Below are 7,665 nucleotides of genomic sequence, written 5' to 3' on the forward strand. Positions count from 1 at the left end.
ATGAAATTGTCCTTAGATCACTCTCAAACTTAATATCAAAAATTAACAGCAAGTACTATTATCCCAGAGGCAAATCTTTGCTAAAAAAAATCTCTGAGATAAGAGGTAATGCTTTTAAAAAAACTACTTTAGGTGGCTGTATTATAGAAAGAGTAAATAATACAACACTAATTTACCTTGAAAACATAAAATAAACTAAATTATGTTACAATTTAGCACTTGTTTAATATAGAATAATTCTTAATTTAAGGACTTAATATGAATTTTAAAAATCTAGCAATGTGGGCAATTATAGTCATTCTGACTATAGGTCTCTATAATATGTTTAAAAACCCACAAAATATTAAATCAACAAATAATGAAAAAATTATTTTTTCAGAATTTTTAAAGGAAGTTGATAACGGAAGAGTTGTAGAGGTTCAAATACAGGGAAATAACATAAAAGGTGTAATGGCAAATGGTAAAACCTTTACTACCTATTCTGCAAACTACCCTAATTTAGTTGAAAAGTTATCCGATAGTGGTGTTAGTATTTCAGCTGTTCCAACAGATGAAAAAATGCCATCACTTCTTGGAGTTTTGCTATCGTGGTTTCCGATGTTGCTATTAATCGCTGTATGGATTTTCTTTATGAGACAAATGCAAGGCGGTAAAGGTGGTGCCATGGGTTTTGGAAGATCTAAAGCAAAAATGATGAATGAAGTTAAAGGAAAAGTAACTTTCAATGATGTTGCCGGTGTTGAAGAAGCTAAAGAAGAAGTTGAAGAAGTCGTAGAATTTTTAAAGGATCCAAAAAAATTTAGTAGATTAGGTGGCAAAATACCTAGAGGATGTCTTCTTGTTGGACCTCCAGGAACTGGTAAAACACTTCTAGCAAGAGCTATTGCAGGGGAAGCTGGAGTTCCCTTTTTTACTATATCTGGGTCAGATTTTGTTGAAATGTTCGTTGGTGTTGGTGCATCAAGAGTTAGAGATATGTTTGAACAAGGAAAAAAACATTCTCCATGTATAATTTTTATAGATGAGATAGATGCTGTAGGAAGAAGCAGAGGAGCTGGACTTGGTGGAGGTAACGATGAGAGAGAACAGACGTTAAACCAATTGTTAGTCGAAATGGATGGATTTGATACAAATGAAGGAGTAATAATTATTGCAGCTACTAATAGACCAGATGTTTTAGACCCCGCACTATTAAGACCTGGAAGATTTGATAGACAAGTTGTTGTCTCTAATCCAGACATTATAGGTAGAGAAAAAATTTTGAAAGTTCACGCAAAAAAAATATCAATGTCACCGGACGTGAATTTAAGAACTGTTGCAAGAGGAACCCCAGGTTTTTCTGGCGCAGATTTAGCAAATCTAGTAAATGAAGCAGCTCTTTTAGCAGCACGTAAAAATAAAAGAATTGTAACTTCACAAGAATTTGAAGAAGCAAAAGATAAAGTTATGATGGGCGCTGAAAGAAGATCAATGGTAATGACAGAAGAAGAAAAAAAATTAACTGCTTATCATGAAGCGGGACATGCTATTGTAACTCTTAATGAAAAAGCAGCTTATCCAATCCACAAGGCAACAATTATACCTCGAGGCAGAGCGCTAGGAATGGTTATGCAATTACCAGAAAGAGATGAGGTATCTCAAACAAGAGAACAACTACACGCACAAATGGCAATTGCTATGGGTGGAAGAGTAGCAGAGGAAATTATTTTTGGAGACGATAAGGTAACAACTGGAGCTTCTAGCGATATTGAACAAGCTACAAAAAGAGCTAGAGCTATGGTAATGAGAGCTGGATTGAGTAAAGAATTAGGACCCATACTTTACGGTGAAAATGAGGAAGAAGTTTTTCTTGGTAGATCAGTTGCCAGACAACAAAATATGTCTGAAGAAACAGCGAGAAAAGTAGATGCTGAAATTAAAAGATTTGTAGACATGGGATATGAAAGAGCTAAAAAAATTCTTAAAGAAAAAATTGAGGATTTACATAAGTTGGCAAAAGCACTTCTAGTTTACGAAACTTTAACAGGTTCCGAAATAGAGGATTTAATTAATAAAAATGTCTATCCGCCTAATAAAGAAGACTTAAAAATTGAGGAAGATAATTCAGGTTCAGCATTAGGATCTATTGGTTTAAAACCTAAAATAGTTCACTAAAATCAATGTCAAAATATTACACTAGAGCGTGTAATTTTTATTACGGTAAATCATCATTAGAAATGCTTAAGAAAAAAAAGGCACTTCCATTGCACGGTAATAAAGAATTATCTTTCGATACAGTTGAAATTTTATCAAGAAAAAAAAAAAGAAAAATAAACATTAATATTATCAATTCATTAAGTTTTGATCTAAAAAAAAAAATAAAGAAAGACTTAAAAAAAATCACAAAAAAAAAATCGTTTTGTAAGATTAGCTTAAAAGAACCATTATTGATTGGAATATTAAATCTCACACCTGATAGTTTTTCAGATGGAGGACAATACAATCAAATTGACTCAGCATTAAAAAGAGTGAAATCACTATTAAAATCTGGTTGTAAAATTGTTGATGTAGGAGGAGAGTCAACCCGACCAGGATCTGAAGATGTAGATGAAAATATTGAATGGAAAAGAATAAAGAACTTACTAAAAAAAATTAGAAATTATAAATTTTTGTTGTCTTTAGATACTAGAAAAACTTTTGTTATGCATAAAGCTTTAAGATATAAACTTAATATTGTTAACGATGTTTCTGGCTTTTCATACGATACCAAAACTATCGATTTCCTTAAAAAAACAAAACTTCCTTTGATCATTAATCATTCAAAAGGAGAACCAAGGACGATGCAAAGAAAACCTTCCTACAATAATGTTCTTCTCGAAATATATGATTTTTTTGAAAAAAAAATTGAACTTTTAAGAAAAGCTGGAGTAAGGCATAACAATATTATTTTAGATCCAGGAATAGGTTTTGGAAAAAACTTGAAACATAATATTACCATAATGAACAATATTTCTATTTTCCACTCTTTAGGTTTTCCTATAATGTTAGGTTCTTCTAGAAAAAGATTTATAAAATATATTTCTGGTAAGAATGATAGCAATATTAGACTTGGAGGCACATTAGCATCATCTATTCATGCAGTGATGAATGGAGTTCAAATAATGAGGGTTCATGACTTTAATGAAATTTCTCAAGGATTAAAGGTGTTTAAATCTATTAACAAATAAAATGTCAAAAAAATATTTTGGTACTGACGGAATCAGAGGAAAGGTTAATCAAGGAAATATCAATGGTGAAATGTTCTTTAGGTTTGGTTTAGCGGCTGGAACTTATTTTAAAAATCTTAAAAAATCTAAACAAGTGGCAATTATTGCAAAAGATACAAGATTATCCGGTTATACTTTAGAGCCCGCACTTGTCTCCGGACTTGCATCAGCTGGAATGCACGTAATTTTATTGGGACCTTTGCCGACAAACGGACTTGCAATGTTAACAAAAAAAATGAGAGCAAATATGGGAATTATGATAACTGCATCTCACAACCCCTATTACGACAATGGTTTAAAACTTTTTGGTCCAGATGGATTAAAATTATCAGATAAAATTGAAATGAGAATTGAAAAACTTATAGACTCTAAAATAATAAAAAATTTGTCTGACCCTAAAAAATTGGGTAGAGTCAAAAGGTTAGAAAACGCAAATGACGACTATATTCAAATTTTAAAAAAAAATTTCCCTGGTAATTTTAATCTTAAAAAAATGAGGATTGCAATAGATTGTGCAAATGGTGCTGGATATAAATCAGCTCCAAATCTTTTAAAATCTCTGGGTGCAAAAATTTATGAGACTGGAACTTCACCTAATGGATTTAATATTAACTTAAAATGTGGTTCGACTTTTCCACAGAAAATACAGTCATTCGTGAGAAAAAATAAAGCACACATTGGTATTTCTTTAGATGGTGATGCAGACAGGGTAATATTAGCAGATGAAAGAGGCAAAATAATAGATGGAGACCAAATTATCGGAATGTTAGCTACAAGATGGAAGAGAAAAAAAATATTAAAAGGTGGTGTAATTGGAACCCTAATGTCAAATTATGGACTACAAAAATATTTCAAAAACGAAAAAATAAAATTCTTAAGAGCAAAAGTTGGTGACAGATACGTAAAAGAAAAAATGCAAAAAAATAAATTTAATTTAGGAGGCGAACAATCAGGACATATTATTTTAGGGAAATTTGCAACAACGGGAGATGGCTTATTGGTTGCTTTGGAAGTGTTATTTGCAATGAGAAAAGGCAAAAAGGCTAGCGAAATTTTTAACGTATTTAAACCAACTAAACAATTATTGGAAAATGTCACTGTTAAAGATAAATCAATCATAGATACTCTTAAGTGTAAAAATGCCATCAAAAAAGCCTCTAAAATAATTAAAAAGCAAGGAAGAATTTTGGTTAGAAAATCTGGTACAGAACCTAAGATTAGAATAATGGTTGAAACAGATAATAAAAAATTATTATTAAATTGTATAAATATTATTAAAAGATCTTTGAATTAATTTGAAAATAAAATCTAAAGTACTAGTAATTGCAGGATCAGACTCGTCTGGTGGTGCAGGCATTCAAGCAGATATTAAAACTATTACAGCACTAGGATCTTATGCAATGACAGCTATTACAGCGGTCACATCCCAAAATACTGTTGGAATAAATTCTATAATCCCAATCCCAATAAATGTAATTTCAAAACAAATTGAATTTACTTCAAAAGATATAAAACCAGATGCGATTAAAATAGGAATGTTGCATTCTGAAAGTGTGATTAAAACAGTTCTAAAGTCATTAAATAAATTAAATATTAAAAAAATTATACTTGATCCTGTGATGATAGCAAAAGGAGGTCAGAGATTAGTTAACAAAAGATCAATCAAATTATTAAAAAATAATTTATTAAAAAAAGTTACATTAGTTACTCCTAATGTTCCTGAGGCAGAAGTTCTGTCAGGTATCTCCATAAAAACAATTGAAGACATGATCCATGCTGCAAAAAAAATAAATATTTTAGGTGTAAAAAATGTTTTAATAAAAGGCGGTCATCTCAGAACAAAAACAATTCATGACGTGCTTTTAAGTGATAATAAAGTAGAGATATTTAACAGCAAAAAAATAATTACAAAAAATACCCATGGAACTGGTTGTACACTTTCGAGTGCAATTACTACATTTTATTCATGTGGAAAAACTCTAAAGAAATCTTGTGAGCTAGGAATAAATTATGTTAACCGTGCTATTATGTCAGGACCAAATTATGGTAAAGGGCATGGACCAATTAATCATATAAATAATATAGAAATAAAAAAAATTAAATGAAAAATGTTGCAGTAGTTGGATCACAGTGGGGCGATGAAGGAAAAGGAAAAATCGTAGATTGGTTGTCTAGTGAAGCTGATATTGTAGTTAGATTTCAAGGAGGCCATAACGCCGGGCATACGCTTGTGATAGAAGGTATTACATACAAATTAAGACTCCTCCCATCAGGAATAGTAAGAAAAAATAAAATTTCAATAATTGGAAACGGTGTGGTGGTTGATCCTTGGGCTTTATTAGACGAAATTGATGAGATTAAATCTAAAGGTGTTACAGTTAGTCCAAAAAATTTAATAATATCTGAGTCTGCAAATTTAATATTACCGTTTCATAAAGAAATGGATGAAATTAGAGAGGACGCCGCAGGAAACGCTAAAATTGGAACTACAAGAAGAGGTATTGGACCGGCATATGAAGACAAAGTTGGTAGAAGATCCATAAGAGTGATGGACTTAGTATCAGAGGAAAATTTGGACCATAGGCTTGAAATTGTATTATTGCATCATAACGCTATAAGAAAAGGACTTGGAAAAAAGGTTTATAAAAAAGATAAGTTAAAAAAGGATTTATTAAAAATTGCTCCAGAAATTCTAAAATACTCAAAACCGGTATGGAAAAAAATAGATGAATTTAAATCTCAAAACAAAAAAATTTTATTTGAAGGTGCACAAGGTGTTCTCTTGGATGTTGATCATGGTACCTATCCATTTGTAACTTCTTCCAATACTGTTGCATCTTCAGCGGCAACTGGTTCAGGTTGTGGGCCAAATTCTATAAATTATGTTTTAGGTATCACAAAAGCATACACAACTCGAGTTGGTGAAGGACCTTTTCCAACAGAGTTAAAAGATGAAATTGGTGAAGAACTTGGTACTAAAGGTAAAGAGTTTGGAACGGTAACTCATAGAAAAAGACGTTGTGGCTGGTTTGATGGAGTTTTAGTTAGACAAACTATTAAAATTTCAGGAATTAATGGAATAGCTCTGACTAAGCTTGATGTATTAGATGATTTAGATTATGTAAAAATGTGTGTTGCATATGAATTAGACGGAAATAAAATTGATTATTTACCAGCCGCAGTCGATGATCAATTAAAAGTAAAGCCGGTTTATAAAACTTTTGAAGGTTGGAAAACTTCTACAAAAGGAATCAAAAATTTTAAAGACTTGCCTGATAATGCAAAAAAATATATTCGTGAGTTAGAGCAATTTATAGAAACTAAAGTATCAAGTATTTCAACTAGTCCTGAAAGAAATGATACTATTTTAATTGAAGATCCTTTTAAGATTAATTAGCAGGTAACAAATTTTTAGAGTTAGCTGAGTTAAGCATATGTTTTTGAAGTTTTTCAAATGCTTTATTCTCAATTTGTCTAATTCTTTCTCTACTAATTTTAAATCTTTTACTTAAGTCCTCTAGAGTTTTTGGATCATCTGTAAGTCTTCTTGAATACAAGATTTCTTTTTCTCTTTCGTTAAGAATTTTAATTGAATCTTTTAATAGATCTTTTCTTTGCTCCATCTCATCCTGATGAGCAATTTTTAAATCGTGGTCCATTGTTTTATCAACAACCCAATCTTGCCACTCATCTCCATCTTCACCAATGGGAGCATTTAATGACTGTTCTTTTCCAGACAACCTTCTATTCATGGAAACAACTTCATCTTCACTAACATCTAATGTGGATGCAATTTTTTTAACATCTTCATTTTTTAAATCTCCTTCACTTCTTGGAGAAATTTGATTTTTTAGTTTTTTTAAATTAAAAAAGAGTTTTTTTTGAGCTGTTGTCGTACCCATTTTAACTAAACTCCATGATCTTAAAATATATTCCTGTATAGATGCCTTTATCCACCACATAGCATATGTTGCTAGTCTAAAACCTTTTTCTGGTTCAAATTTTTTTACTGCTTGCATCAAACCAACATTACCTTCTGATATTATTTCGTTTAAAGGTAAACCATATCCTTTATAGCCCATTGCAATTTTTGCAACTAATCGCAAATGACTTGTAACTAATTTTTCTGCAGCTTTAACATTACCAGTATTTTTCCAATTCTTTGCCAACATGTACTCTTCTTCTGCGTCAAGCATAGGAAACTTTTTGATTTGCTCTAAATATAGCGATAAACCACCTTCGTTGGTTAAAGCTGGATATTTGAATGTTGAACTACTCATTTCTAAGACTTATTTAATTAATTTTTTTAAATTTACAATGTATAAAATTTTAAGCATTTCTTAGACTTTTTAGAATATTTTCAAGATCATTTGGTAATTTAGATTTAAAATTCATTCTTGTATTTTTAGTTGGATGATAA

General features: G+C 30.9%; 6 protein-coding genes and 1 pseudogene. 6 read left to right on the top strand and 1 reads right to left on the bottom strand.

Annotation, left to right across the window (positions count from 1 at the left end):
* The 6 genes and pseudogenes from AMN80_RS05575 to AMN80_RS01810 form a co-directional block, all read left to right on the top strand.
* Window positions 1-194 (top strand): annotated as a pseudogene (locus tag AMN80_RS05575) (tRNA lysidine(34) synthetase TilS); the annotation flags it as partial.
* A gap of 64 nt (window positions 195-258) precedes the next feature.
* Window positions 259-2,154: an ATP-dependent zinc metalloprotease FtsH gene (ftsH, locus tag AMN80_RS01790; RefSeq protein ID WP_075520306.1), complete on the top strand. Its 1,896-nt coding sequence runs from the start codon at window positions 259-261 to the stop codon at window positions 2,152-2,154.
* A 5-nt stretch (window positions 2,155-2,159) separates the two neighbouring features.
* Window positions 2,160-3,206, top strand: a complete 1,047-nt coding sequence (folP, locus tag AMN80_RS01795; protein ID WP_075520307.1) for a dihydropteroate synthase — start codon at window positions 2,160-2,162, stop codon at window positions 3,204-3,206.
* Between the two features lies 1 nt (window position 3,207).
* Window positions 3,208-4,539 carry a phosphoglucosamine mutase gene (gene glmM, locus AMN80_RS01800; protein WP_075520308.1) on the top strand — a complete coding sequence of 444 codons (1,332 nt, stop codon included), beginning with the start codon at window positions 3,208-3,210 and terminating at the stop codon, window positions 4,537-4,539.
* Between the two features lies 1 nt (window position 4,540).
* Window positions 4,541-5,350 (top strand): bifunctional hydroxymethylpyrimidine kinase/phosphomethylpyrimidine kinase, encoded by an 810-nt coding sequence (thiD, locus tag AMN80_RS01805; RefSeq protein WP_075520309.1) that lies wholly within the window; start codon window positions 4,541-4,543, stop codon window positions 5,348-5,350.
* Window positions 5,347-6,642, top strand: coding sequence for an adenylosuccinate synthase (locus AMN80_RS01810; protein WP_075520310.1), 1,296 nt, complete (start codon window positions 5,347-5,349; stop codon window positions 6,640-6,642). The genes thiD and AMN80_RS01810 overlap by 4 nt, the downstream gene beginning before the upstream one ends.
* On the opposite strand, the gene rpoH is transcribed toward AMN80_RS01810, so the two are convergent.
* Window positions 6,635-7,525: an RNA polymerase sigma factor RpoH gene (rpoH, locus tag AMN80_RS01815; RefSeq protein ID WP_075520311.1), complete on the bottom strand. Its 891-nt coding sequence runs from the start codon at window positions 7,523-7,525 to the stop codon at window positions 6,635-6,637. The genes AMN80_RS01810 and rpoH overlap by 8 nt on opposite strands.
* Between the last annotated feature and the right edge of the window lie 140 nt (window positions 7,526-7,665).

Source organism: Candidatus Pelagibacter communis, assembly GCF_001179985.1.
In the GTDB taxonomy this organism is placed as follows: domain Bacteria; phylum Pseudomonadota; class Alphaproteobacteria; order Pelagibacterales; family Pelagibacteraceae; genus Pelagibacter; species Pelagibacter ubique_J.

What these genes read in the sequence shown, in the direction of transcription:
- ftsH (WP_075520306.1), top strand. Translation starts at nt 259, where the DNA reads ATGAATTTTAAAAATCTAGCAATGTGGGCAATTATAGTCATTCTGACT.
- folP (WP_075520307.1), top strand. Translation starts at nt 2,160, where the DNA reads ATGTCAAAATATTACACTAGAGCGTGTAATTTTTATTACGGTAAATCA.
- glmM (WP_075520308.1), top strand. Translation starts at nt 3,208, where the DNA reads ATGTCAAAAAAATATTTTGGTACTGACGGAATCAGAGGAAAGGTTAAT.
- AMN80_RS01810 (WP_075520310.1), top strand. Translation starts at nt 5,347, where the DNA reads ATGAAAAATGTTGCAGTAGTTGGATCACAGTGGGGCGATGAAGGAAAA.
- rpoH (WP_075520311.1), bottom strand. Translation starts at nt 7,525, where the DNA reads ATGAGTAGTTCAACATTCAAATATCCAGCTTTAACCAACGAAGGTGGT.